This window comes from Pseudomonas sp. C9D1 (assembly GCF_056491235.1).
This window is the reverse complement of record NZ_JBSZIE010000002.1, coordinates 2,868,726-2,892,529: the sequence shown is the minus strand read 5'-3', so window position 1 is coordinate 2,892,529 and position 23,804 is coordinate 2,868,726. Positions and strand designations below refer to the sequence as shown.

Genomic DNA, 23,804 nt, shown 5'->3' with positions numbered 1-23,804 from the left:
GTTCAGGCCGCCGCCGGTATTGGCGGTGGGCCTGGCTGGCACGTCCGGGTGCCGGGGCAGCAATGCGCAATGCGCGCGATCAACGTTCGTGGACATAGGTCCCTGGCGAAGCCTCGCCGGCCGGGTAGGCCTTGTTGCCGAGGGTGAAGCTGGCTTTCTTGGTCTTGCCCGAGCGCTCCGCCAGCCAGGTTTGCCAGTACAGCCACCAGGAGTCGGCGTGCTTGGTGGCGTTTTCCTGCCACTCCTTCGGGTCCGCCGGCATCTCGCTGTTGGTGGAGAAGCGCGCCTTGGGGTTGCCCGGGGGGTTGAGGATGCTCTGGATGTGCCCGCTGTTGGACAGCACGAACTCGCATTTGCCGCCCAGCAGGCGGGCGGAGCGGTAGCAGGCTTCCCAAGGGGTGATGTGGTCGGTGGTGCCGGCCACGCAGAAGAAGTCGCAGGTGACCTTCTTCAGGTCGATTGGGGTGCCGCAGACCTCCAGCCCGTCGGGGCGGGTCAGCGGGTTGGTCTTGAACATCTCCACCAACTCGCCGTGGAAGGCGGCGGGCAGGCGCGTGGTGTCGTTGTTCCAGTAGAGGATGTCGAACACCGGCGGCTCGTTGCCGAGCAGGTAGTTGTTCACCCAGTAGTTCCAGATCAGGTCGTTGGGGCGCATCCAGGCGAAGACCTTGGCCATGTCCTTGCCTTCCAGCACGCCGGACTGGTAGGAGCGGCGCTTGGCGGCCTCCAGGGTGGTTTCGTCGGCGAACAGCGCGACCTGGGTGTCCAGGTTGAAGTCGAGCACGCTGACCAACTGGGTGAAGGCGTTCACCTTGTGCTCGCCGATCGCCTGGTAGTGGCCCAGCAGGGCGACCGTGGTGATGCCGCCGGAGCAGGCACCGAGCATGTTGAGGTCCTTGGCGCCGGTGATCTTCAGCACCACCTCGATGGTTTCCTTGAGCGCCTCGATGTAGGTCGACAGGCCCCATTCGCGCTGGGCCTTGGTCGGGTTGCGCCAGCTGACGATGAAGGTCTGGATGCCGTTGCGCAGGTTGAAGCGCGCCAGGCTCTTCTCCTGGGACAGGTCGAAGACGTAGAACTTGTTGATCTGCGGCGGCACCACCAGCAGCGGGCGCTCGTGCACCTGCTCGGTGATGGGCTTGTACTGGATCAGCTCCAGCACGTCATTGCGGAAGACCACGGCGCCTTCGGTGGTGGCGAGGTTCTTGCCGACCTCGAAGGCGTCCATGTTGACCTGGCTGGGCATGCCGCCGTTGTTGACCAGGTCCTTGGCCAGGTGCGAGAGGCCGTCGAGCAGGCTCTTGCCGCCGGTTTCGAAGAAGCGCTTCACCGCCGCCGGGTTGGCCATGGTGTTGGTGGGGGCCATGGCTTCGGTCATCAGGTTGATCACGAAGTGGCCGCGGCTGGTATCGGACGACGACAGGTCGCTGTGCTCGATCCACTGGTGCAGTTCCTTGCGCCAGGCGAGGTAGGTCTGCAGGTAGCGCTTGTAGAGGGGGTTCTGGCTCCAGGCCGGGTCCGCGAAGCGACGGTCGTCGGCTTCCGGCTGCAGGGCCGAAGAGCCGAGCAGGACGTTTTTAAGCTCGACCCCGAAATGGGCGACGTGCTTGGCACTGTGGAAGGGCTGCTTGATGGCCTGCAGCATGACCATGCGCGCGGAGGTCAGCAGATCCTTGCCGCGGATGCCGATCACCGGGTTCAGCCCGAGGGTATTCTCAGAGGCTTGGCGCTGCAGGTCTTCATTGTTCTTGTTGCTCATCTACGACGCTCCATTGTCCAGAGGCGGATACCGGGTGACTGCTGTACGGGACAGTTAAGCGTGCCTGGTACTGCTCGGGTTACCGGGGGTGCGAAGAGAACTTCGCCGATTTCTATGAACCTGTGGTTGCCAAATGCATGGAACCTGCCAGTTCTTGGTTACCCGAGTTTGTGGATTTGCGCAAGCTGGCCCTGGGTCGGGCGCGCGCCGGGGAGTATGTCGCGAGCTTCTAGAAAATGCGCTCTAACCTAGTGCGGCATGGCCAGAAAGGGGCTGGCCGGCGCACCGGGTCAGAGCATCAGGCGGACGACGCTTTCGTCGGGATCGCGGGAGCGGCCGGCGGCGGAAAGCTGCTGCAGGTAATCCTCCCAGAGCGCTTCCTGGCGGACGGCGAGCTCATGGAGGTAGTCCCAGGTGAACAAGCCGCTGTCGTGGCCGTCGTCGAAGGTCAGTTTCAGGGCATAGTTGCCCGCCGGTTCGACGCCGACGAGCGCGACCCGCGCCTTGCCGTACTGCAGGATCGGCTTGCCGTGGCCCTGCACCTCGGCCGAGGGCGAATGCACCCGCAGGAACTCCGCCGGCAGGCTGTAGCTCACATCGCCATAGCCCAGCACCAGGGTGCGGGAGGCTTTATGCAATTCGATCGAAGTGGGGATGCGCATGGGTGTTAGTCCGAGTGTCAGCAGTGCTTGAAGCTTGAAGCTTGAAGCTTGAAGCGGGAAGGGCTCCTTCTTCAGGCTTCCCGCTTCAGGCTTTGAACTTTAGAGAATATACCGCGACAGATCTTCGTCCTTGGCCAGCTCGCCGAGGTGGCTGTTGACGTAGGCGGCGTCGATCAGGATCGGCTTCTCGTCGTGCTGGGCGGCCAGGTCGCCGGCGCTGAAGGAGACTTCCTCCAGCAGGCGCTCCAGCAGCGTGTGCAGGCGACGGGCACCGATGTTCTCGGTCTTCTCGTTGACCTGCCAGGCGATCTCGGCCAGGCGCTTGATGCCTTCCGGTGCGAACTCGATGTTCAGGCCTTCGGTCTTCAGCAGGGCGCTGTATTGCTCGGTGAGCGAGGCGTGCGGTTCGGTGAGGATGCGCTCGAAGTCTTCGGGCGACAGGGCCTTGAGCTCCACGCGGATCGGCAGACGGCCCTGCAGCTCCGGCACCAGGTCGCTGGGCTTGGACAGGTGGAAGGCGCCCGAGGCGATGAACAGGATGTGGTCGGTCTTGACCATGCCCAGCTTGGTGTTGACGGTGCAGCCCTCGATCAGCGGCAGCAGGTCGCGCTGCACGCCCTCGCGGGAGACATCGGCGCCGCCGACGTTGCCGCGCTTGGCGACCTTGTCGATCTCGTCGATGAAGACGATGCCGTTCTGCTCCACCGCTTCCAGGGCGCGGGCCTTGAGTTCCTCTTCGTTGACCAGGCGCGCGGCTTCCTCGTCACGCACCAGTTTCAGCGCTTCCTTGACCTTGAGCTTGCGGCTCTTGCGCTTGCCCTTGCCCATGTTGGAGAAGAGATTCTGCAGCTGGCTGGTCATCTCCTCCATGCCGGGCGGGGCCATGATCTCGACGCCGGCGGGGCTTTCGGCCACTTCGATGTCGATCTCCTTGTCGTCCAGCTGGCCTTCACGCAGGCGCTTGCGGAACAGCTGGCGGGTGTTGGAATCCTCGCGGGCGGGCTCGTCACCGAAGCCGCTGCGGGCCGGCGGCAGCAGGGCGTCGAGGATGCGATCCTCGGCGGCGTCCTCGGCGCGGAAGCGCACCTTGTGCATTTCCTGCTCGCGCATCATCTTCACGGCGGCGTCGGCCAGGTCGCGGATGATCGATTCGACGTCACGGCCCACGTAGCCCACCTCGGTGAACTTGGTGGCTTCGACCTTGAGGAAGGGCGCGTTGGCCAGCTTGGCCAGGCGACGGGCGATCTCGGTCTTGCCGACGCCGGTCGGGCCGATCATCAGGATGTTCTTCGGCGTCACCTCGGCGCGCAGCTCGGCCGGGAGTTGCATGCGCCGCCAGCGGTTGCGCAGGGCGATGGCCACGGCGCGCTTGGCGTCGTCCTGGCCGATGATGTGACGGTTGAGTTCGTGGACGATCTCGCGGGGTGTCATGGACATGTACGGAAGCTCCGGTCTGGACGGCCTCACTCGGCGGCGTCCAGCTCCTCGATGGTGAGGTTCTGGTTGGTGAACACGCAGATGGAGCCGGCGATGTTCAGGGCGGTCTCGGTGATCTCGCGGGCGGACAGCTCGGTGCGCTGCAGCAGCGCGGTGGCCGCGGCCTGGGCGAAGCCGCCGCCGGAGCCCATGGCGATCAGGCCGTGCTCGGGTTCGACCACGTCGCCGTTGCCAGTGATGATCAGCGAGGCGTCCTTGTTGGCCACGGCGAGCATGGCTTCCAGGCGGCTGAGGGAGCGGTCGGTGCGCCAGTCCTTGGCCAGCTCGACGGCGGCGCGGACCAGGTGGCCCTGGTGTTTCTCCAACTGGCCTTCGAAGCGTTCGAACAGGGTGAAGGCGTCGGCGGTGGCACCGGCGAAGCCGGCCAGCACCTGGCCGTGGTAGAGACGGCGGACCTTCTTGGCGTTGCCCTTCATCACGGTGTTGCCGAGGGAAACCTGGCCGTCGCCGCCCATGACGACTTTGCCGTTGCGGCGGACTGAAACGATTGTGGTCAAGGGGAGAGTCTCCACGCAGCGGGGCGAATTGCCCGAATGGAAACCCAGATGGGGGAGGCGGCGCGGCTTTTCAACCGCGCGCCTACGAATAGCCGATCAGCGTGCCTGTCGTTGTTGCAACAGGAGATTACCGAAGCCGCTGCCGGCCAGCTGTTTCTGTGCGCCAGCCAACTGCTCACGGGTGGCGAAGGGGCCGACCAGCACGCGGTACCAGGTCTCCTCGCGCACGGTGCCGGATTCAACCTGGACGTTCTGCCCCAGGAGGATGATCTGTGCACGTACGCGGTCGGCGTCGTCCTTCTTGCGGAAGGAGCCGGCCTGGAGGAAGAACTGGGTGACCGGCGCCTTGGCCACGGTGGGCGGGGGCGGCGGCACCTGCCCGGCCAGGGCGGCTTCGGCGCGGGCGGCGTCGATCTTCGCGGCTTCCTCGGGCGTCACCGGCTGGGTGGGCGTGGTCGGTGGCGTGTCCTTGGGCATGGCGTCCGGCGGCACTATGACTTCGGATTCCGGCAGCAGCGTGTAGAAGTCGTATTTCGGCTTGGTCGGTTCCGGCGTCGTCTGGGGCTGTTGCTGGCCACCCGCTTGCGGGCGCGGCGTCGGCTTGCCGTTCGCTGCCTGCTGCTGCTCGGGCTTGGTGCGACGGATGTCGTCGCGACCGGGCTCGAGCTTCATCAGCATGACCACGAAGCCGCCGATGACCAGGCCCATCGCCAGCCAGACCCAGCCCGGCACCGGCTTCTTCGGCGGTGCCTGGTAGCGGCTGGCCCCGCGCTTGGGTGCTGCTTTCTTCTTCGCCATAGTCCGTTACATGCGTTCCAGGGGTTGCAGGCCGAGCAGCTCCAGACCCTGTTTGAGGGTGCGGCCGGTCAGCGCGGCGAGGCGCAGGCGGCTTTGCTGGGTGGCTGCTTCCTCGGCGGCGAGGATCGGGCAGTTCTCGTAGAAGCTGGAGAACAGGCCGGCCAGGTCGTAGAGGTAGGTGCAGAGGATGTGCGGCACACCCTTGGCGGCGACGTTGTTGAGGGTGTCGGCGAATTGCGCCAGCTTGCCGGCCAGGGCCTGCTCCTGTTCGGCGGCGAGGATGATCTGCCCGCCGATCTCGTCGATGCCCTTGCCCAGCTTGCGGAACACGCTGGCGGTACGGGTGTAGGCGTAGAGCAGGTAGGGCGCGGTGTTGCCCTCGAAGCTCAGCATCTGCTCGAAGTTGAAGCTGTAGTCGCTGGTGCGGTGTTTGGAGAGGTCGGCGTACTTCACGGCGCCGATGCCGACGGCCTGGCCAATCTGGCGCAGCTCGGCCTCGTTCAGCTCCGGGTTCTTTTCCTTGACCAGGGCGTAGGCGCGCTCTTCGGCTTCGTTGAGCAGGTCGATCAGCTTCACGGTGCCGCCGTCGCGGGTCTTGAAGGGCTTGCCGTCGGCGCCGTTCATGGTGCCGAAGCCCATGTGTTCCATTTCGAAGTCGGGGCGCACGAAGCCGGCCAGGCGCGCGGCGGCGAAGACCATCTGGAAGTGCAGGGCCTGGCGCTGGTCGACGAAGTACAGGGCGCGGTCGGCCTTGAGCACGCCGCTGCGATAGCGGGTGGCGGCCAGGTCGGTGGTGGCGTAGAGGTAACCGCCGCCGGCCTTCTGCACGATCAGCGGCAGCGGGTCGCCTTCGGCGTTCTTGAACTCGTCCATGAACACGCAGAGGGCGCCGTCGCTCTCGGTGAGCAGGCCTTTGGCGCGCAGGTCGGCGACCACATTGGCCAGGTCGTCGTTGTAGGCGCTCTCGCCCTTGACGTCGGCCATGGTGAGCTTCACGCCCAGGCGGTCGTAGACGGCCTGGCAGTGGCTCAGGGAAATGTCGTTGAAGCGGTTCCACAGGCGCAGGCACTCGTCGTCGCCGGCCTGCAGCTTGACCACCAGCTCGCGGGCGCGATCGGCGAATTCGCTGGATTCATCGAAACGCTTCTTGGCGGCGCGGTAGAAGCCTTCCAGGTCGGCCAGTTCGGCGTCGCTGCCCACCGGCTGTTCCTGCATGAAGGCCAGCAGCATGCCGAACTGGGTGCCCCAGTCGCCCACGTGGTTCTGGCGGATCACCTCGTCGCCGAGGAACTCCAGTACGCGCGCCACGCCGTCACCGATGATGGTGGAACGCAGGTGGCCGACGTGCATCTCCTTGGCCAGGTTCGGCGCGGAGAGGTCGACGACCACGCGCTGGGCCGGGCCGGCCTTGCGCACATTCAGGTGGGCATCGGCCAGGGCGGCGTCCAGGCGCTGGGCCAGGGCCTGGGTGTTCTGGAAGAAGTTGAGGAAGCCGGGGCCGGCGATCTCCACCTTGCTCACCTGGTCGTCCTGGGGCAGGGCGGCGATGAGTTTTTCGGCCAGGTCGCGCGGCTTCAGGCCGGCCGGCTTGGCCAGCATCATGGCGATGTTGCTGGCGAAGTCGCCGTGGGTCCTGTCCTTGGTGTTTTCCACCTGGATGGCCGGGCTGAGGCCCTCGGGCAGCACGCCTTCGCTGGCGAGACGGGTCAGGGCTTGCTGGATCAGCTGGCGAATGGTGTCTTTCATGTTCTGCTCTCGGCCGGGGTACGGCGGCGCCTGGGCGCTGGTTGAAAACTGGGCATTATCGGTGCGCGGAGCCCGCAGCTTCAAGCGGCAAGCGCCAAGCCGCATGTGGGAAGCCCTTGGCGGCGGCCCTGGAACGCGACCTGCCGCTAGAAAAGATCGATCGGGTCGATATCCAGTGACCAGCGCACGCTGCGCCCGCCGGGCAACTGCTCCAGGGCCAGGCTCCAGGGCGTCAGCAGGCGGTGCAGGGTGGCGCGGGCGTTGGCCTGGACCAGCAACTGCGCACGGTGCTTGCCAGCACGGCGCTCCATGGGGGCGGGCACCGGGCCGAGCAACTCGATGCCGGACAGACCCTGTTCGGCGAGCAAATGTTCCGCTTCGGCGCAGGCGGCATCGAGAAATTCCTCGGCCTGCCCGGGCTTGTGCGCTTCGGCACGCAGCAGCGCCAGGTGGGCGAAGGGCGGCAGGCCGGCGGCACGACGCTCGGACAGGGCCTGCTCGGCGAAGGCGAAGTAGCCCTCCTCGGTGAGTTGCACCAGCAGCGGGTGGTCGGCGAGGTGGGTCTGGATGATCACCCGGCCCGGCTCTTCCGCACGCCCGGCACGGCCGGCCACCTGGACGATGAGCTGGGCCATGCGCTCGCTGGCGCGGAAGTCGGCGGAGAACAGCCCGCCGTCGGCATCGAGGATCGCCACCAGGGTGACACGGGGGAAGTGGTGCCCCTTGGCGAGCATCTGGGTGCCCACGAGGATGCAGGGTTCGCCCTTGTTGATGGTGGCGAAGAGTTTGTTCATGGCGTCCTTGCGCGCGGTGCTGTCGCGGTCGATGCGCAGCACGGGGACGTTCGGGAAGAGGATGTTCAGGCGCTCTTCCGCCCGCTCGGTGCCGGCGCCGACGGGGCGCAGGTCGACCTTGGCGCAGTCCGGGCAGGCGCGGGGCTGGCGCTGGGTGTGGCCACAGTGGTGGCAGCGCAGCTCGCCGGAACGCTGGTGCAGGGTCATCCGAGCGTCGCAGCGCGGGCATTGGCTGATCCAGCCGCAGTCATGGCACAGCAGGGTCGGGGCGAAGCCGCGGCGGTTGAGGAACACCAGCACCTGCTGGCCGGCCTTGAGGGTCTGCTCGATGGCTTGCTGCAGCGGCCCGGAGAGGCCCGAGTCCAGTGGTCGGCTCTTGATGTCCAGGCGCAGGAAGCGCGGCTGGCGGGCGCCGCCGGCGCGCTGGGTCAGGCGCAGCAGGCCGTAGCGGCCGGCGTGGGCGTTCTGCAGGCTTTCCAGGGAAGGCGTGGCGGAGCCGAGGAGGATGGGGATGTTGTCCTGGCGTGCGCGTACCAGGGCCAGGTCGCGGGCGTGGTAGCGCAGGCCTTCCTGTTGCTTGTAGGAGGCGTCGTGCTCCTCGTCGATGATGATCAGGCCGGGGTTCTTCATCGGCGTGAACAGTGCCGAGCGGGTGCCGATGATGATGTCGGCCTCGCCGTCGCGGGCCGCCAGCCAGGCATCGAGGCGCTCGCGGTCGTTGACCGCCGAATGCAGCAGGGCGATGCGTGCGTTGAAGCGGCGGGAGAAACGCTCCAGCGTTTGCGGGCCGAGGTTGATCTCGGGGATCAGCACCAGTGCCTGCTTGCCGGCAGCGAGGGTTTCCCGGATCAATTGCAGGTAGACCTCGGTCTTGCCGCTGCCGGTGACGCCGGCGAGGAGAAAGGCGTTGAACTGGCCGAACGTGGAATACACGGCGTCGTAGGCGGCGCGTTGTTCGGCGTTGAGCGGCAGCTCGGCCTGGGCCAGCCAGTGCTCGTGGCGCGGCGCGGCGGTGCTGCGGCGTGTCTCGATGTAGACCAGGCCCTTTTCCTGCAGCAGGTCGAGGCTGTCCTTGTTCAGTTGCAATTGGCCGAGCAACTGGTGGGCGACGCCGTGGGGGTGCTGGGCGAGGGTGGTCAATGCCTGTCGCTGGCGCGGTGCGCGGGCCAGGCGCGGGTCGTCGGCGCGGGCGCCTTCGCTGACATGCCAGAAGCGCTCCTGGCGCGCTTCGGCCGGCTCGCCCTGGCGCAGCAGCACGGGCAGGGCCCAGCTGAGGGTGTCGCCGAGGCTGTGCTGGTAGTACTGGGCGGTCCACAGGCAGAGCTTGAACAGCTCGGCGGGCAGCGGCGGTTTCTGGTCGAGCAGTTCCAGGGCCGGGCGCAGTTTGTCTTCGGGGACATCGCTGTGCTCGGCCACTTCCACCAGGACGCCGATTACCTCGCGACGGCCGAAGGGCACGCGCAGGCGCACGCCGGGCTGCAACTGCCGGGCCGATACGCCAGCGGGCGCGCGGTAGTCGAACAGGCGGCGCAGGGGCGAGGGCAGGGCAAGGCGCAGGATGGCGTTGGGCACGGGGGTCTCCGAATGGGCGCGGCGATCCTAGCACGGCCGCACGTCGCCAGGCGTGGCGGCCGACTTGCGTGATGGCGAAGCTCTGGTATTATCTCGCGCCTGTTTCCGTGCGGTGCTCGACATAGGGTCGGGTGGCGGCACGCCAGACCTGAGGATCAAGCCATGAAACCGGAAATCCATCCCGAATACGTAGCGATCGAAGCTACCTGCAGCTGCGGTAACGTCATCAAGACCCGCTCTACCCTGGGCAAGAACATCAGCCTCGACGTTTGCTCCGAGTGCCACCCGTTCTACACCGGTAAGCAGAAAGTCCTGGACACCGGCGGCCGTATCGATCGCTTCAAGCAGCGTTTCGGTGTATTCGGCGCCAAATAAGCGACCGAATAGCCGGGAAGGCTTCGATGAAACCTTCCAGCTGTACAGAGAAAGGCGCCCGATGGGCGCCTTTTTCGTTTCCGGTGTTCGCCCGCCCCTGCGCAAGGGCGGTGATTGACCGGCCCCCGGCTGCAGCGTAAAAACCGCATAGCCCCGCAGGACGCAGTGGTTGCGCGAGCGGTCGCCGAGGTGATCCATGCCCGCTTTGCCTATTCTGCTGCTCTGCCTGCTGCTCTCCCTCCTCACCGGCTGCGCCGTCAACCCGGCCACCGGTGAGCGCAACTTCGTGATGATGAGCGAAAGCCAGGAACTCGACCTCGGCAGCCGCTACAACCAGCAGATCCAGAAGGAATACCCGCGCTACGCCGATGATCGGCTGCAGGCTTATGTGCAGCGGGTGGGCGAGCGCGTGGCGAAGCACAGCCATCGCGCCAACCTCAATTACATCTTCACCGTTGTCGACTCGCCGGACATCAACGCCTTCGCCCTGCCGGGCGGCTACATCTATATACATCGCGGCCTGATGGCCTACCTGAACTCCGAGGCGGAGCTGGCGGCGGTGCTGGCCCACGAGGTGGGTCACGTCACGGCGCGCCATAGCGTGCAGCAGCAGAGCCAGTCCCAGGCCTGGAACATCCTTGGCCAGGCGGTGGCCATCGGCACCGGCGTCAGTGCTGCGGGCGACCTGACCAATGTGCTGGGCGGCGCGATGGTCCGGGGGTACGGCCGTGACATGGAGTTGCAGGCCGATGGCCTCGGCGCACAGTACCTGGCCCGCAGCGGCTACGACCCCCAGGCGATGATCGAGGTGGTCAAGGTGCTGAAGAATCAGGAGGCGTTCGCCCGCGACGAGGCCAAGCGCAAGGGGCAGGAAGTACCCGAGTCGGGCAGCTACCACGGCGTTTTCGATACCCACCCGGATAACGACACGCGCCTGCAGCAGGTGGTCGGGCCGGCTCGCGCCTTGGCCGGTGGGCAGCAGGAGGTGAATCGTGATGCCTACCTGAAGGCCATCGAGGGCTTGCCCTTCGGTGACTCCGCCGAGTCGGGCATCCAGCGCGGGCAGCAGTTCTATCACGTCGGCCTGGATTTCGCGCTGCGCTACCCGGATGGCTGGGGGCTGATCAACAGGTCTGATGCGCTGATCGGTCACACCGCTGACCAGCAGGCCTTCATCGCCATGCAGTTGGCGGAGCGCACCCCGGGGCTGACGCCTGCGGAGTTGCTGCACAAACGCGGGGGCCGCCAGCGCCTGGTGATGGAGGAGACGTTCAGCAAGGATGGCGTGATAGGCGTGACGGCGGTGATTCCCGGCGATTCCGCCCGACGTGTGGCTGTCGTCTTCAAAGGGGATCAGGCGTATCTCTTTATCGCTGGGATGAGAGGAAGGGCCTCCCTGGAAACGGAGGATGCGAACTTCCTTTCCGTCATCCACAGCTTCCGCTCGCTCAAGCCCGAAGAGAAGAACCTGGCCCAGCCCCTGCGGCTGCATCTGGTGCAGGTGAAGGCCGGTGAAACCATCAGGAGCATGGCTCGCGGCGCTGGTTTGCCGGGGGATCCCGTCGAGCTGGAAAATCGTATCCGATTGATGAATAATTTGTATCCAATCGGCGAGCCGAAAGCCGGGGATTGGCTTAAAGTCGTACGTTAGAGGGCTTGACGCAGCGTGACTGAACAGTCTTGTCGCCCCCCGGTATCTTGCGTATCCTCGCCCGTCCGTCTGTCACAACAGTAAAAGCGGAATGCCAAAATGTCTGATCTGAAAACTGCCGCTCTCGAGTACCACGCCCAGCCCCGTCCCGGGAAACTCAGCGTCGAGCTGACCAAGCCGACCGCCACCGCCCGCGACCTGTCGCTGGCCTACAGCCCGGGTGTGGCCGAGCCCGTCCGCGAGATCGCCCGCGATCCGGAGCTGGCCTTTAAGTACACCGGCAAGGGCAACCTGGTGGCAGTGATCTCCGACGGCACCGCGATCCTCGGTCTGGGTAACCTCGGCCCGCTGGCCTCCAAGCCGGTCATGGAAGGTAAAGGCGTGCTGTTCAAGCGCTTCGCCGGTGTCGATGTGTTCGACATCGAAGTCGACGCCGAGAGCCCCCAGGCCTTCATCGACACCGTCAAGCGCATCTCCATCACCTTCGGCGGCATCAACCTCGAAGACATCAAGGCCCCCGAGTGCTTCGAGATCGAGCGCACCCTGATCGAGCAGTGCGACATCCCGGTCTTCCACGATGACCAGCACGGCACCGCGATCGTGACCGCTGCCGGCATGCTCAACGCTCTGGAAATCGCCGGCAAGAGCCTGCCGGAAGCCAAGATCGTCTGCCTCGGCGCGGGCGCTGCAGCCATCTCCTGCATGAAGCTGCTGGTGAGCATGGGTGCCAAGGTCGAAAACATCTTCATGATCGACCGCAAGGGCGTGATCCATGCCAGCCGCGACGATCTGAACCAGTACAAGGCGGTCTTCGCCCATGAAACACCCAAGCGCACCCTCTCGGACGCGCTGGAAGGTGCGGATGTGTTCGTCGGCCTGTCGGGTGCCAACCTGCTGAGCGCCGAAGACCTCAAGCGCATGGCGCCGAACCCGATCGTCTTCGCCTGCTCCAACCCGGATCCGGAGATCCAGCCGGAGCTGGCCCACGCGACCCGTAACGATGTGATCATGGCGACCGGTCGTTCCGACTACCCGAACCAGGTCAACAACGTGTTGGGCTTCCCCTTCATCTTCCGTGGTGCCCTGGACGTTCGCGCTACCCGCATCAACGAAGAGATGAAGATCGCCGCCGCACTGGCCCTGCGTGACCTGGCCAAGCTGCCGGTACCCAAGGATGTGTGTGATGCCTACGGCGTGGACTCCTTGGAGTTCGGCCGTGAGTACATCATTCCGAAGCCCATGGACAAGCGCCTGATCACCATCGTTTCCGATGCCGTGGCCAAGGCTGCCATCGAGTCCGGCGTGGCGACCCTGCCCTACCCGAAACACTATCCGCTGAAGTCGGTGGATGACGTGTTCAACGGTTGATCCGTCAGTCGATGAAAAAACCCGCCTCACGGCGGGTTTTTTATTGGCTGCTATTTCGTTCTGGGGTGAAGCAAAAAGCCCGTCATGGAGACGGGCTTTTGGTTGACACCCGTGATCAGAACAGATCGATGGGTGCTGCTTCGTCTGCGGGCAGTGGGCTGCCCGGGGCGCTCATGCCTGGGTCGAACTCGCTCATCGGCGGCGGTGAGTCCTCGCTCTTGAACAGTTCGAAGAAGGCGTTGGGTGCACCTGGCGCGGCGGCTCGGCCGCTCAGGGGGTCGATGCGCAGGGTGAGTATGCCTTCGGGCTCGGGCAGCACGTGCTCCGGTTTGTCCTTCAGGGCCGCGCTCATGTAGGTCATCCAGATGGGCAGGGCAACGGTGCCGCCGTACTCGTGGCGACCGAGGCTTTCCGGTTGGTCGAAGCCGACCCAGACGGTGGTGACGTAATCGGCGTTGTAGCCGGAGAACCAGCTGTCCTTGGATTCGTTGGTGGTGCCGGTCTTGCCGGCGATGTCGCCACGACCCATGGACAGTGCGCGTCTGCCGGTGCCGCGCTTGATCACGTCCTGCAGCATGCTGTTGAGGATGTAGGTGGTGCGCGCGTCGACGATGCGCTCGGCCACCGCCGGCTCCTGATGCTCGACGCTGGGTAGGCGGCTGTCTGGTGCGGCGACCGTCTGGGCGACCTCGGTGCCTGGCGCGTCGTCTTTCGGCACGGAAGGCGGGTTGGCGGTGAAGATCACCTTGCCGTCCCGGCTTTCGATGCGATCGATCAGGTAGGGCTGGATCTTGTAACCGCCGTTGGCGAAGGTGCTCCAGCCGCTGGCGATCTCCATGGGCGTCAGCGTGGCGGTGCCCAGGGCCAGGGACAGGTTGCGGGGCAGTTCCTGTTTGTTGAAGCCGAAGCGGCTGATGTAGTTCAGCGCGTATTCGATGCCCACAGCCTGCAACAGGCGGATCGATACCAGGTTGCGTGACTTGTAGAGCGCCTCGCGCAGGCGGATCGGGCCGAGGAAGGTGTTGTTGTCGTTCTTCGGGCGCCAGACCTTGTCCAGGTACTCGTCGACGAAGACGATGGGGGCATCGTTGACCAGGCTGGCGGCGGTGAAGCCGTTGTCCAGTGCGGCGCTGTAGAGGAACGGCTTGAAGCTCGAGCCGGGCTGGCGCTTGGCCTGGACGGCGCGGTTGTAGTTGCTTTGCTCGAACGAAAAGCCGCCGACCAGGGAGCGGATCGCGCCGTTCTCCGGATCCAGGGATACCAGTGCGCTTTGAGCGGCCGGCTGCTGGACGAAGAGCAGGTTGCCATCGGCCTGGCGCTGGACGCGGATCAGGTCACCGACCTGGGCGACATCGGCCGGTTGCTGGGGGCGTGGGCCGAGGCTGTTGGTGTTGAGGAAGGGGCGAGCCCATTTCATGCTGTCCCAGCCGACGGTTTCTTCCTTGCCGCCACGGGTGAGCACGAGGAGGCCGCTTTTCTCCACCTGGGTGACGATCGCCGGTTCCAGGCCGCCAATGGTTCGCTGCTTGGCCAGCTCCTGCGTCCAGCTTTCGCGGGTCATGCCGGGGAAGCGCGATTCCGGGCCACGATAGCCGTGGCGCTGGTCGTACTCCATCAGCCCGCCGCGCAGTGCGTTGTTGGCCGCTTCCTGCAGGTCGCTCGGCACTGTGGTGGTGACGCGGAAGCCTTCGGTATAAGCCTCGCTGCCGAAGCGGCCGACCATCTCGGCGCGGGCCATTTCGGCAACATAGGGCGCGTTCACTTCCGGCGTCGGTACGTGGTAACTGGCGTCGATCGGCTCTGCTATCGCCTGGTCGTAGCGTGCCTGGTCGATGCGGCCGAGCTTGAGCATGCGGCCAAGGATCCAGTCGCGGCGCTCCTTGCTGCGTGCAGGGTTGACGAGCGGGTTGAAGCGCGAGGGGGCCTTGGGCAGGCCGGCGATCATCGCCATCTGCGCCAGGCTGACATCACGGATCGATTTGCCGTAGTACACCTGGGCGGCAGCTTCGATACCGTAGGCGCGGTTGCCGAGGTAGATCTTGTTTACGTAGAGCTCGAGGATTTCATCCTTGCTGAGCTCCCGTTCTATCTGCAGGGCGAGGAGTATTTCATTGATCTTTCTGGAGAAACTTCTCTCGCTGGTGAGGAAATAGTTCTTCGCCACCTGCATGGTGATGGTGCTGCCGCCGCTCTGGATATGACCACTTTTCAATAATTGCGTGGCAGCGCGCACCAGGCTGGTGAGGTCGACGCCATAATGGTTGGCGAAGTTGTCATCCTCGGCAGCCAACAATGCCTGGATGAATTCCGGTGGTATGTCCGCGAAACGGATGGGCGCACGGCGCATCTCGCCGAATTCGGCGATCAGCTTGCCGTCGCTGCTGTACACGCGCAGCGGGATCTGCAGCTGGATGCTGCGTAGGGAATCGACAGAAGGAAGAGTCGGGCTAAGGTAGAGGTAAGCGCCGCTGAAACTGAGCAACAGCCCACAAAAAACGGCGACGCAGGACCACCAGAAAAACTTCAGCAGGCGTATCAAGGCTCTTGGATTTCCAGATAAAAGAATGAGTTAAGCGGAAGCAGATCTTAAAAGGGAAAAACTGTTCACATTATAAGCGTTTTTTTTCCTGGGTCGCCATTTGCGCTTCTGTCAAGACTGTTATTTAATGTGGAAAAACATAAATCGTCCGTAAGTCTCGGATGCTGATAGGAAATCGGTCGTGCTAGGGCTCTTCAACAAGAAAGCGAATACGCTGCTGGGGATCGACATAAGCTCGACCTCAGTCAAGCTCCTTGAATTGAGTCGCTCGGGAAGCCGCTACAAGGTAGAGGCCTACGCCGTCGAGCCGCTCCCACCGAATGCTGTGGTCGAAAAGAACATCGCCGAACTGGAGGGGGTCGGCCAGGCGTTGTCCCGTGTTCTGAGCAAGGCGAAAGCCAGCTCCAAGTCCGTGGCTGTTGCCGTGGCGGGCTCCGCTGTAATCACCAAGACCATCGAGATGGATGCCGGTCTTTCCGACGACGAGTTGGAAAACCAGCTGAAGATCGAGGCGGACCAGTACATCCCTTACCCGCTCGAAGAAGTCGCCATCGACTTCGAGGTGCAGGGTGTGTCTTCGCGCAACTCCGAGCGGGTTGATGTGCTGCTTGCGGCATGCCGCAAGGAGAACGTCGAGGTCCGTGAGGCGGCGCTGGCACTGGCAGGTCTGACCGCCAAGGTCGTCGATGTCGAAGCCTATGCGCTGGAACGTGCCTATGGGCTGCTCGCTGCGCAGCTGGGCAGTGGCCATGACGAGCTGACTGTCGCGGTAGTGGATATCGGCGCGACCATGACGACGCTGAGCGTTCTGCACAATGGGCGGACTATTTACAGCCGCGAGCAGCTTTTTGGCGGGCGCCAGCTCACCGAGGAGATTCAGCGACGCTATGGCCTGTCCGTGGAAGAGGCTGGTCTTGCCAAGAAGCAGGGCGGTCTTCCGGATGACTACGACAGCGAAGTGTTGCAGCCGTTCAAGGATGCAGTGGTCCAGCAAGTGTCTCGCTCGCTGCAGTTCTTCTTCGCTGCGGGTCAGTTCAACGATGTCGACTACATCCTCCTGGCGGGCGGTACTGCGTCCATTCCTGATCTGGATCGGCTGATCCAGCAGAAGATCGGCACTCCTACCCAGGTTGCCAACCCCTTCGCGGAGATGGCGCTGAGCGGCAAGGTCAATGCGGGTGCATTGGCCAGTGATGCCCCGGCGCTGATGATTGCCTGCGGACTGGCGATGAGGAGTTTCGACTGATGGCACGCATCAACCTACTTCCCTGGCGGGAGCAGCTACGCGAGGAGCGCAAGCAGCGCTTCCTCGTGGCCCTGGCGGGTGTGCTGGTGGTTTCGGCTGGCCTGGTGTTCCTTGGCGATCAGTACCTGAACGCCGAGATCGAGAACCAGCAGGCGCGTAACGAGTTTGTGCGCAAGGAAATCGCCGTGCTGGATACGCGGATCAAGGAGATCAGCGAACTCAAGACCCGTCGTCAGCAACTGCTTGAACGGATGAAGATCATTCAGGACCTGCAGGGCAACCGCCCCATTATCGGTCGAGTGTTCGATCAGTTGGTTCGCACACTGCCGGATGGTGTTTATTTCAGCGGCGTGACGATGAAAGGGCAGAGTATTGCGATTGTCGGTGCGGCCGAATCCAACAACAGGGTTTCGAACCTGATGCGTAATCTTGATGCATCCGAGTGGCTGACTGCGCCGAACCTGACTGAGGTGAAGGCAATAACTGCCGGCGCTGTCGATCAGGCGAATATCTTCCAGTTGACTGTGCAGCAGACCCAGCCTGCTGTCGATGCAGAAGGAGTCAAGAAATGAGCTTGGCTGACTCCCTAGAAAGCTTGCGCAAGGTTGACCTGAACGATCTTGATTTCAATAACGTTGGCTCTTGGCCGGCTGCTGTCAAGGCAATAGCCTGTGTGCTGTTGATGGCTGCCATTCTCGCTCTAGGTTACAACTTCCACCTCAAGGATCTTGAGGTGCAACTCGACCAACAAAGAGCTGAAGAATTGGCGCTTAAGGAACAATTCTCCACCAAAGCATTCCAGGCAGCGAATCTGGAGGCCTATAAAGACCAGATGAAGGAAATGGAAACTTCCTTCGGGGCTCTTCTTCGCCAGCTGCCAAGCGATACCGAAGTGCCTGGCCTGTTGGAGGACATTACTCGAACCGGGCTGGGAAGTGGTCTTGAGTTCGAAGAGATCAAATTACTTCCTGAGGCAGCCCAGCAGTTCTACATCGAACTGCCAATTCAGATCTCCGTAGTGGGTAGTTACCACGACCTGGCAACTTTCGTCAGCGGTGTTGCCAGCTTGCCGCGTATCGTTACGTTGCATGACTTCACCATTGCGCCAGCGGGTGCTGACAGCACTTCCAAGCTGCGTATGAGTATCTTGGCCAAGACCTATCGCTATAACGACAAGGGGCTGCAGAAATGAATATCAGCGCCCGTCTTATTCTTTCTGGTCTGCTGTTGGCGAGTCTTTCCGGTTGCGGAAATAGCGGTGACTTCGCTGATCTTCAAGCGTACATGGATGAGGTTCGTGCTCGTCCGAAGGGCTCGATCGAACCGCTCCCGAAGTTTCAGCCCTATGAGGCATTTACTTACAGCGCGGCGGCCTTGCGCAGTCCTTTCCAGCCGCCGGTCAAGATCGACTTGGCGAACAGGATAAAGGGCAGCAAGGATGTGCATCCGGATGAAACCCGGGTCAAGCAATTCCTTGAGGGCTTCAATATCGAAGCATTCGAGATGGTAGGCACGCTTTCCAATGAAGGGGGCATGTTTGCGCTTGTTCGGGGTGCTGGAGGGGTGCACCGAATAAGGGTTGGCGATTTCCTGGGCCGCAATGACGGCAAAGTCATCGCTATCAATGAATCCAAGATTGACGTCGTCGAGATAGTCCCGGACGGAGAGGGCGGCTGGCTGGAGCGCCCGCGCAGTCTCACGCTCAAAGAGCGCTCTTAAGGGCGGGGTGACTTATGAACAACAAACACCGGTCTGCACAACGGAACCAGATAATGAACAGCTCGCTTTCGCGCCTCGGTATTTCTCTATTGGCCGTCATGTTGTCGCCAGTACTGCTGGCCGCTGACCTGCAGGGCCTCGATGTAGCGGCGTTGCCTGGTGGCAAGGTCGAACTGAAACTCGCTTTTGATGAGCCTATTGTGGCGCCGCGTGGCTATACCATCGAGCAACCGGCGCGCATCGCTCTGGATCTTCCCGGGGTGGCCAACAAGCTGGGCAGCAAGAACCGTGAGCTCGGCGTCGGTAACGCGCGCAGCGTCACTATCGTCGAAGCTAAAGACCGTACCCGGTTGATCGTCAATCTAGCGACACTCGTGCCTTACAGCACGCGTGTTGAGGGTAACAATCTCTTCGTCATAGTTGGTGAAGCAGCTGTTGTCGGTCAGCAAGTTGCCAGTTCCGCTCCTGTGGCGGCGCCTGCCGCAGCTGCGCCCGTCAAGGCTTTTGCGGCGGTCGGCAAGGCAATCAACAATATCGACTTCCAGCGCGGCGATCAGGGCGAGGGCAATGTTGTCATCACTCTGTCCGACCCGACTGTGAGCCCGGATATTCAGGAGCAGGGTGGCAAGATCCGCCTCGACTTCTCCAAGACCCAGCTTCCCGAGTCTCTGCGTGTCCGTCTTGATGTGAAAGACTTCGCGACCCCTGTTCAATTCGTCAGTGCTTCTGGCTCCTCGGGGAACGCCAGTATCACCATCGAACCCACTGGCTATTACGACTACCTGGCGTATCAGACCGACAACAAGCTCACCGTCAGCATCAAGCCGTTGACGCAGGACGATGTCGAGAAGCGCAAGAACGAGCGCTTTGCCTACTCCGGCGAAAAGCTTTCGCTGAACTTCCAGGATATCGATGTACGTTCGGTGTTGCAGTTGATCGCCGACTTCACCGACCTCAACCTGGTGGCCTCGGATACCGTGCAAGGCAATATCACGCTGCGCCTGCAGAATGTGCCCTGGGATCAAGCGCTGGACCTCGTCCTGAAGACCAAGGGTCTCGACAAACGCAAGGTGGGTAACGTGCTGCTGGTTGCTCCGGCAGACGAGATCGCTGCGCGTGAACGCCAGGAGCTCGAGTCTCAGAAGCAGATTGCCGAACTGGCACCGCTGCGTCGCGAGCTTATCCAGGTGAACTACGCCAAGGCGGCGGACATCGCCAAGCTGTTCCAGTCCGTGACCAGTGGCAACGAATCCTCGGATGAGCGCGGCTCGATCACTGTGGATGACCGCACCAACAGCATCATCGCCTACCAGACCCAGGACAAGCTGGACGAACTGCGCCGTATCGTTGCGCAACTCGACATCCCGGTTCGTCAGGTCATGATCGAGGCCCGTATCGTCGAAGCCAACGTGGACTACGACAAGTCGCTTGGTGTGAACTGGCGAGGCGCTCGTGTTGGTGACAATAACTTCGTCATTGGTGGCGCAGGCGCAGGCCGCCCGACTGCTACTACGCCTACCGGCGCACTGGGGACATTCGTCGATATGGGGGCTGATGGGGCCACCTCTTCCCTCGGCATTGGCTTCGTAACCGACAACACCATCCTTGACCTCGAACTCTCTGCCATGGAGAAGACCGGTAACGGCGAGATCGTATCCCAGCCGAAGGTTGTAACCTCCGACAAGGAGACTGCGAAGATCCTGAAGGGCGCTGAAATCCCATACCAGGAGGCCAGCTCCAGCGGTGCCAGCACCACGTCCTTCAAGGAGGCTGCCCTGTCCCTGGAAGTGACTCCTCAGATCACGCCTGACAATCGCATCATCATGGAAGTCAAGGTGACCAAGGATGCCCCGGACTTCTCCAACGCGTTGAATGGCGTACCGCCGATCAACAAGAACGAGGTCAATGCCAAGGTTCTGGTCAGCGATGGCGAAACCATTGTGATCGGTGGTGTGTTCTCCAATACCCAGACCAAGGCGACCGACAAGGTTCCGTTCCTCGGTGACCTGCCGTTCCTCGGCCGCATGTTCAAGCGTGATATCGTTCAGGACAAGAAATCCGAGCTGCTGGTCTTCCTCACCCCGCGTATCATGAACAACCAGGCTATTGCGGTGAGTCGCTGACATCAGTGCGTAATTTGATCCTCGTTGGCCCGATGGGAGCTGGAAAGAGCACCATCGGGCGTTTGCTTGCCAAAGAACTGCGCCTGCCCTTCAAGGATTCCGATAAGGAAATCGAGCAGCGGACGGGCGCGGATATCCCCTGGATATTCGATGTCGAGGGCGAGCAGGGCTTTCGCGATCGCGAGCAGTCGATGCTGGAAGAGCTCTGCCTCGCTGATGGCGTGGTAGTCGCGACCGGTGGCGGTGCTGTCTTGCGCCCAGCCAACCGGGAAGCGCTCAGGGGTGGCGGTCGCGTAGTCTATCTGCACACCTCGGTGGAGCAGCAGATCGACCGCACTTCCCGCGACCGCAACCGGCCTTTGCTGCGCACTGCCGATCCAGGTCGGGTGCTGCGTGACCTCATGGCTATCCGTGATCCCCTCTACCGCGAAATCGCTGACATCATCATCGAGACCGACGAGCGGCCGCCGCGCATGGTGGTGCAGGAGATACTCGAACGATTGCAGGCGCTGCCACCCCGTTAAAGCAAGGGCGGAACTGCGCTATCCTAGTGCCCTTTTCATAGCGGGGGCCCCATGCGGACACTTCAGGTCGATCTTGGCGAGCGTAGTTATCCCATCCATATCGGTGCTGGCCTGCTGTCGCAGGTCGAGCTCTTCGCGCCCCACATCGCCGGCAAGCAGGTGGCAATCGTCACCAACGAGACCGTCGCCCCGCTCTACCTCGAACAGCTGACCCGCACGCTTTCCGCCTACAAGGTGCAGCCGATCGTGCTGCCCGACGGCGAAGCCTTCAAGAACTGGGAAACCCTGCAGCTGATCTTCGATGGCCTGCTCACGGCGCGTCATGATCGTCGTACCACCGTCATCGCCCTGGGCGGTGGGGTGATCGGCGACATGGCTGGCTTTGCGGCGGCCTGCTACCAGCGCGGCGTCGACTTCATCCAGGTGCCCACGACGCTGTTGTCCCAGGTGGATTCCTCCGTGGGTGGCAAGACCGGTATCAACCACCCGCTGGGCAAGAACATGGTCGGTGCCTTCTACCAGCCCCAGGCTGTGATCATCGATACTGCGACGCTGCGCACGCTTGCGCCGCGCGAGCTCTCCGCCGGCCTCGCCGAAGTGGTCAAATACGGCCTGATCTGCGATGAGCCTTTCCTGCTTTGGCTGGAAGAGCACATGCCAGCCTTGCGCAGCCTGGAGCAGGAACCCTTGACCGAAGCCATCGAGCGGTCCTGTGCCGCCAAGGCGCGTGTAGTGGGTGCCGATGAGCGCGAGTCCGGCGTGCGTGCCACCCTCAACCTCGGCCATACCTTCGGCCACGCCATCGAGACCCACATGGGCTATGGCGTCTGGTTGCATGGCGAGGCGGTTTCGGCCGGTACGGTGATGGCCCTGGAGATGTCCCGGCGCCTGGGCTGGATCAGCGAAGAGGAGCGTGATCGCTCGATCCGCCTGCTGCGCGATGCCGGCTTGCCCATCGTGCCGCCGGAGGAGATGACGCCTGCGCAGTTCCTCGAACACATGGCAGTTGATAAGAAGGTCCTCGACGGTCAGCTGCGCCTGGTGCTGTTGCGCGCGATCGGCGAGGCCGATGTGACGGCGGATTACCCGCGAAATATTCTGGACGACACCCTGAGCGCGGACTACCGCGCCCTGGCTGACCAGCTTGGAGAGTAAAAAGAGTCCCATGACCAGCCTGCACGCCGATGAGGCCTTCCTGGCCCACTACCAGTTCACCCACGACCCCTTCGCCGCGCGGGTACCCGGCTTCAAGTTCTATCCCGCCCAGCGCAAGCCGGTGCTGGGGCAGCTGCATCACCTGGCCCGCTACAGCCAGCTGCTGCTGGTGGTGACCGGTCCCCAGGGCAGCGGCAAGACCCTGCTGCGCCAGGCGCTGGTCGCCAGCACCAACAAGCAGGCGGTGCAAAGCGTGGTGATATCCGCCCGTGGCGCAGCCGAGGCCGGTGGCCTGATGCGTTTGGTCGCCCAGGGGTTGGGTGTGGCGCAGACCGACTCGCGTTCCATCCTGGCCCAGGTCGGGCAGCTGGCGCTGACCGGTCAGGAGGTCTACCTGCTGGTGGATGATGCCGAGGAGCTCGACGATGCGGGCCTCGACAATCTGCTGGCACTGGCTGCGGGTAACAGTGAAGCGCGTCCGCACGTGTTTCTCTTCGCTGATTCCAGCCTGCTGCCGCGCCTGGAACTGCTGGCCGATGGTGAAGAACGTTTCCACGCCATTGAACTTCTGCCCTACAGCGAGGACGAAACCCGCGAATATCTGGCGCAGCGGCTCGAGGGCGCCGGACAGGGGATTGAGCTGTTGACCGAAGAGCAGATCGAGGACGTTCATCTGCAATCCGGTGGTTGGCCCGGCGGCATCAATCAGTCCGCTCGTGAACTGTTGGTCGAGGCCATGCTCGCCGAGCGGGGGGCCTCGCGCAAAGGAGGGTTCAGCTTGAATCTACCGAAGAAGCACCTGCTGGCACTGGGGGTCGTCGCGATTGGCGTGGTTGCGGCCTTGGCGATGCAGAATCGCTCGGATAGCCCGGCGTCCACCCAGCCCACCACTGCGCAACTGCCCATGGGGCAGCAGCCGGCACCCACTGCTGAAGCGCCCGCTGGCCAGGCCCCGGCACCGGGCGGTGCACCTGCCGTCGAGTTCGCCGGCTCCTCGCAACCGCTGCCGTTGCCCCTGGTGGGCGAGGCCCAGCCGGTGATCCGTGAACCGCTGGCCCAGGCCGCTGGCCAGGATGATCTCGATGATGGCGGTGCCCAGCCCGGTTCCCAGGCGACCATCCCGCCGACCGTCACCACGGTAGCGCCGCCCGTTGGCGCCGTTGCGGGTGCCACTCCGGCCGTGCCGCCGGCTCCGGTGATCACCCAGCAGCCAGCGGCGGTCAAACCGATCCAGCCGATCGCCACCGCGCCGACCTCGGCTTCCTCCGCGCCTGCTGCGGTTCCGGCAGCGCCCGCCAAGCCCACCGTTGCGGCCACCCCGCCAGCCAAGCCGGTCGAGAAGCCTGCTGCAGCCAAGCCCGCTGCCGCGCCGACCGTGGCCAGCGCCGGCACCGCATCCGCCGGTGCAGGTGATGGTTGGTACCGCTCCCAGGCTGGCGGCCACTATGCCGTGCAGATTCTCGGCACCAGCTCCGAAGGCAGCGCCAAGGCGTTCGTCCAGCAGAACGGCGGCGAGTACCGCTACTTCAAGAAGGTCCACCAGGGCAAGCCGCTGTACGTCGTCACCTACGGCAACTTCGCCAGTCGCAACGCCGCCCAGGCTGCGATCAAGGGCCTTCCCGCCAAGGTCCAGGCCGGCAAGCCCTGGCCCAAGAGCTTCGCCAGCATCCAGCAGGAAATCGCCCGCTGACAGCGGGCGCCCCCTCCCTCCCGCCTCCGTGACCGGAGGGTCGATAGCACGACCTTCCGGTCTAATCCTTCGGTTTGGCGACATAAACT

At 63.5% G+C, this 23,804-nt stretch carries 19 protein-coding genes; 11 read left to right on the top strand and 8 right to left on the bottom strand.

All coding sequences use genetic code 11. The annotated features are described in order from the left end of the window. Positions 1-79: 79 nt before the first annotated feature. From phaC to ACXI0U_RS21460, 7 genes are all read right to left on the bottom strand, one after another. Positions 80-1,759, bottom strand: coding sequence for a class II poly(R)-hydroxyalkanoic acid synthase (gene phaC / locus ACXI0U_RS21490; protein WP_184489691.1), 1,680 nt, complete (start codon positions 1,757-1,759; stop codon positions 80-82). Positions 1,760-2,049: 290 nt separating this feature from the next. Next, positions 2,050-2,421, bottom strand: coding sequence for a gamma-butyrobetaine hydroxylase family protein (locus tag ACXI0U_RS21485; RefSeq protein WP_479550783.1), 372 nt, complete (start codon positions 2,419-2,421; stop codon positions 2,050-2,052). 99 nt (positions 2,422-2,520) lie between these two features. After that, positions 2,521-3,858 carry an ATP-dependent protease ATPase subunit HslU gene (hslU, locus tag ACXI0U_RS21480; RefSeq protein WP_374979184.1) on the bottom strand — a complete coding sequence of 446 codons (1,338 nt, stop codon included), beginning with the start codon at positions 3,856-3,858 and terminating at the stop codon, positions 2,521-2,523. A 26-nt stretch (positions 3,859-3,884) separates the two neighbouring features. Then, positions 3,885-4,415 carry an ATP-dependent protease subunit HslV gene (gene hslV, locus ACXI0U_RS21475; RefSeq protein WP_031288432.1) on the bottom strand — a complete coding sequence of 177 codons (531 nt, stop codon included), beginning with the start codon at positions 4,413-4,415 and terminating at the stop codon, positions 3,885-3,887. 96 nt (positions 4,416-4,511) lie between these two features. Continuing rightward, complete coding sequence (locus ACXI0U_RS21470; protein WP_374979183.1) at positions 4,512-5,213, bottom strand: SPOR domain-containing protein; 702 nt, start codon at positions 5,211-5,213, stop codon at positions 4,512-4,514. 6 nt (positions 5,214-5,219) lie between these two features. After that, positions 5,220-6,959, bottom strand: a complete 1,740-nt coding sequence (gene argS, locus ACXI0U_RS21465; RefSeq protein ID WP_316925617.1) for an arginine--tRNA ligase — start codon at positions 6,957-6,959, stop codon at positions 5,220-5,222. Positions 6,960-7,105: 146 nt separating this feature from the next. After that, the gene (locus ACXI0U_RS21460) at positions 7,106-9,325 is read right to left on the bottom strand and encodes a primosomal protein N' (RefSeq protein WP_316925616.1); all 2,220 of its coding nucleotides are present in this window, start codon (positions 9,323-9,325) and stop codon (positions 7,106-7,108) included. Between the two features lie 162 nt (positions 9,326-9,487). On the opposite strand from ACXI0U_RS21460, the gene rpmE reads away from it, so the two are divergent. From rpmE to ACXI0U_RS21445, 3 genes are all read left to right on the top strand, one after another. After that, positions 9,488-9,700, top strand: coding sequence for a 50S ribosomal protein L31 (gene rpmE / locus ACXI0U_RS21455; RefSeq protein WP_003453200.1), 213 nt, complete (start codon positions 9,488-9,490; stop codon positions 9,698-9,700). A 196-nt stretch (positions 9,701-9,896) separates the two neighbouring features. Further along, the gene (locus ACXI0U_RS21450) at positions 9,897-11,351 is read left to right on the top strand and encodes a M48 family metalloprotease (protein ID WP_479550782.1); all 1,455 of its coding nucleotides are present in this window, start codon (positions 9,897-9,899) and stop codon (positions 11,349-11,351) included. A 99-nt stretch (positions 11,352-11,450) separates the two neighbouring features. Next, positions 11,451-12,719, top strand: coding sequence for a malic enzyme-like NAD(P)-binding protein (locus ACXI0U_RS21445; protein WP_271659255.1), 1,269 nt, complete (start codon positions 11,451-11,453; stop codon positions 12,717-12,719). A 115-nt stretch (positions 12,720-12,834) separates the two neighbouring features. Here ACXI0U_RS21445 and ACXI0U_RS21440 read toward each other — a convergent pair whose 3' ends face one another. Further along, a complete protein-coding gene (locus ACXI0U_RS21440) occupies positions 12,835-15,255 on the bottom strand; it encodes a penicillin-binding protein 1A (protein ID WP_479551109.1) in 2,421 nt (806 codons plus the stop codon). Between the two features lie 184 nt (positions 15,256-15,439). Between ACXI0U_RS21440 and ACXI0U_RS21435 the strand changes: the two genes are divergently transcribed. Genes ACXI0U_RS21435 through ACXI0U_RS21400 form a run of 8 tightly spaced genes read left to right on the top strand, consistent with a single transcriptional unit; the run spans position 15,440 to position 23,715 of the window. After that, positions 15,440-16,504: a pilus assembly protein PilM gene (locus ACXI0U_RS21435; protein WP_021221345.1), complete on the top strand. Its 1,065-nt coding sequence runs from the start codon at positions 15,440-15,442 to the stop codon at positions 16,502-16,504. Further along, complete coding sequence (locus tag ACXI0U_RS21430; RefSeq protein ID WP_043245820.1) at positions 16,504-17,076, top strand: PilN domain-containing protein; 573 nt, start codon at positions 16,504-16,506, stop codon at positions 17,074-17,076. Before ACXI0U_RS21435 ends, ACXI0U_RS21430 begins: the two co-directional genes overlap by 1 nt. Then, a complete protein-coding gene (pilO, locus tag ACXI0U_RS21425) occupies positions 17,073-17,696 on the top strand; it encodes a type 4a pilus biogenesis protein PilO (RefSeq protein ID WP_316925613.1) in 624 nt (207 codons plus the stop codon). The genes ACXI0U_RS21430 and pilO overlap by 4 nt, the downstream gene beginning before the upstream one ends. Positions 17,697-17,698: 2 nt before the next feature. Continuing rightward, the gene (gene pilP / locus ACXI0U_RS21420; RefSeq protein ID WP_431483528.1) at positions 17,699-18,223 is read left to right on the top strand and encodes a type 4a pilus biogenesis lipoprotein PilP; all 525 of its coding nucleotides are present in this window, start codon (positions 17,699-17,701) and stop codon (positions 18,221-18,223) included. Between the two features lie 53 nt (positions 18,224-18,276). Further along, positions 18,277-20,346: a type IV pilus secretin PilQ gene (locus tag ACXI0U_RS21415; protein ID WP_431482838.1), complete on the top strand. Its 2,070-nt coding sequence runs from the start codon at positions 18,277-18,279 to the stop codon at positions 20,344-20,346. 5 nt (positions 20,347-20,351) lie between these two features. Continuing rightward, on the top strand, positions 20,352-20,870 hold the full coding sequence (gene aroK / locus ACXI0U_RS21410; protein ID WP_081672329.1) for a shikimate kinase AroK: 519 nt from the start codon (positions 20,352-20,354) through the stop codon (positions 20,868-20,870). A 51-nt stretch (positions 20,871-20,921) separates the two neighbouring features. Continuing rightward, a complete protein-coding gene (gene aroB, locus ACXI0U_RS21405; RefSeq protein ID WP_431482837.1) occupies positions 20,922-22,025 on the top strand; it encodes a 3-dehydroquinate synthase in 1,104 nt (367 codons plus the stop codon). Between the two features lie 10 nt (positions 22,026-22,035). Beyond that, a complete protein-coding gene (locus ACXI0U_RS21400) occupies positions 22,036-23,715 on the top strand; it encodes an SPOR domain-containing protein (RefSeq protein ID WP_431482836.1) in 1,680 nt (559 codons plus the stop codon). Positions 23,716-23,804 lie beyond the last annotated feature (89 nt).

Coding starts and splice junctions, on each gene's coding strand:
- phaC (WP_184489691.1), bottom strand. CDS start 1,759: ATGAGCAACAAGAACAATGAAGACCTGCAGCGCCAAGCCTCTGAGAAT.
- ACXI0U_RS21485 (WP_479550783.1), bottom strand. CDS start 2,421: ATGCGCATCCCCACTTCGATCGAATTGCATAAAGCCTCCCGCACCCTG.
- hslU (WP_374979184.1), bottom strand. CDS start 3,858: ATGTCCATGACACCCCGCGAGATCGTCCACGAACTCAACCGTCACATC.
- ACXI0U_RS21470 (WP_374979183.1), bottom strand. CDS start 5,213: ATGGCGAAGAAGAAAGCAGCACCCAAGCGCGGGGCCAGCCGCTACCAG.
- argS (WP_316925617.1), bottom strand. CDS start 6,959: ATGAAAGACACCATTCGCCAGCTGATCCAGCAAGCCCTGACCCGTCTC.
- rpmE (WP_003453200.1), top strand. CDS start 9,488: ATGAAACCGGAAATCCATCCCGAATACGTAGCGATCGAAGCTACCTGC.
- ACXI0U_RS21450 (WP_479550782.1), top strand. CDS start 9,897: ATGCCCGCTTTGCCTATTCTGCTGCTCTGCCTGCTGCTCTCCCTCCTC.
- ACXI0U_RS21445 (WP_271659255.1), top strand. CDS start 11,451: ATGTCTGATCTGAAAACTGCCGCTCTCGAGTACCACGCCCAGCCCCGT.
- ACXI0U_RS21430 (WP_043245820.1), top strand. CDS start 16,504: ATGGCACGCATCAACCTACTTCCCTGGCGGGAGCAGCTACGCGAGGAG.
- pilO (WP_316925613.1), top strand. CDS start 17,073: ATGAGCTTGGCTGACTCCCTAGAAAGCTTGCGCAAGGTTGACCTGAAC.
- ACXI0U_RS21415 (WP_431482838.1), top strand. CDS start 18,277: ATGAACAGCTCGCTTTCGCGCCTCGGTATTTCTCTATTGGCCGTCATG.
- aroB (WP_431482837.1), top strand. CDS start 20,922: ATGCGGACACTTCAGGTCGATCTTGGCGAGCGTAGTTATCCCATCCAT.
- ACXI0U_RS21400 (WP_431482836.1), top strand. CDS start 22,036: ATGACCAGCCTGCACGCCGATGAGGCCTTCCTGGCCCACTACCAGTTC.